We start from the raw sequence: 1,532 nt of genomic DNA on the forward strand, positions 1-1,532 counted from the left end.
ACTCAACTTTCGCACCGATATAACTTGAGCCAGTCGGTGCGGCTGTAAAGCGCTTCTGTAATTCAAATGGTTCCTTGACAAGTAAATTTGCGAAAAGAAAAGCACCTCGTTCTTTGGTATAGTGAGATTATCGAGAAATCACTACCAAACAGAAGAGGTGCCTCCTATATGATAGATCAAAACCAAACCAACAATCAACTGCCGAATGAATTGCACTCGGTTTTTTCTGAGCTTCAAATTTCTAAGCATCTCCGGAAAGCTGGTATCACCAAGACCTTCGGCTTTTCCTGTTCGTACTTGTTCCAGCTTGTTTTCTGCTTGATTTTCCAGCACAAGAATTGGTTTTCATTGCTGGATTCGAAAAAAGCAGACCGTTATCCTGCTAAGGATGCCGTTTACCGTTTTCTCAATCAACCGACGTTCAACTGGCGCCGATTCCTTCTGTCGTTCAGTGCTTCGACCATCCAGAAGGTCGATCGCCTGACCGATCACACGCGGCCAAAAGTGTTCATTATCGATGATTCGGCGTTCGACCGTAACCGTAGTAAAAAGGTCGAATTGCTGGCCCGCTGTTTCGATCACGCATCGCAAAAAATGAAATTTTACAAAGGGTTCCGGATGTTGACGCTGGGCTGGTCGGATGGAGCGACGTTCATGCCGGTCGATTTTTCCCTGCTCAGCTCCAAGAAAGCGCAGCTGAACGGCATTTCATCCGCTATCGACAAACGCACTTCCGGCTATAAGCGACGGATGAACGCCCTTCAGACGGCGCCTGAACAGATTCCGGACATGATTCGGCGCGCGATTTCGGGTGGTATCGACGCCAGCTATGTGTTGATGGATTCATGGTTCACTTTGCCTCCGCTGGTTCAAGCGATCACCGAACAGGGATTGGACGTAATCGGCATGGTGAAAAACACAAATCAGCGCTATGTGGCCGGCGGTAAGGAATTTCCGCTGAAACAACTGTATCGCCTGGCGCAGCCTGTCCAAGGCAAAAAAGGGATTCTTCGTTCGATCCTTTGTGTCATGGCGAACGGGACGCCGGTCAAAATCGTCTTCGTCCAAAACCGAAACAAACGAAGCGAGTGGCTGGCTATTCTCAGCACCGATCAAACCTTAACCGAACGAGAAATCATCCAGATCTACGGCATGCGCTGGGATATTGAAGTATTCTTCAAGACAACGAAATCGCTGTTAAAACTCCAAAAGGAGTTCCAGGGGCGTTCCTATGACGGGTTGATCAGCCACACGACCATCGTGTTCGCGCGCTATATTGTGTTGTCCTGGCAAAACCGCTGCCACACGGATCAGCGCACGCTCGGCGGTCTCTTTTATGAAATGTGCGATGAAGTGAACGAACTCGATTGGGCAGTTGCCCTGCAGCAGTTGATCGAGCTTCTTGAAGATGTCCTGAAACAGGCCAACACGAAAATGAAAAAACTAATTGAAAGTCAACTACAGCTTTGGATTGGCGGTCTGCCCAGTTACATCAAGGCTTATTTGCCAATTTCACTCTGCGAAAGTTGAGT

The 1,532-nt window shown here is 48.4% G+C and carries 1 protein-coding gene; it reads left to right on the top strand.

What is annotated here, in order from left to right; genetic code table 11:
• Positions 1 to 168 precede the first annotated feature (168 nt).
• Complete coding sequence (locus ACFQ1X_RS15450) at positions 169 to 1,530, top strand: IS4 family transposase (RefSeq protein ID WP_379083314.1); 1,362 nt, start codon at positions 169 to 171, stop codon at positions 1,528 to 1,530.
• Positions 1,531 to 1,532 lie beyond the last annotated feature (2 nt).

Source organism: Metaplanococcus flavidus (assembly GCF_042675885.1).
GTDB classification, from domain to species: Bacteria; Bacillota; Bacilli; order Bacillales_A; family Planococcaceae; genus Planococcus; species Planococcus flavidus.

Excerpts from the sequence above, each read along its gene's own strand:
- ACFQ1X_RS15450 (WP_379083314.1), top strand. The coding sequence starts at position 169 with ATGATAGATCAAAACCAAACCAACAATCAACTGCCGAATGAATTGCAC.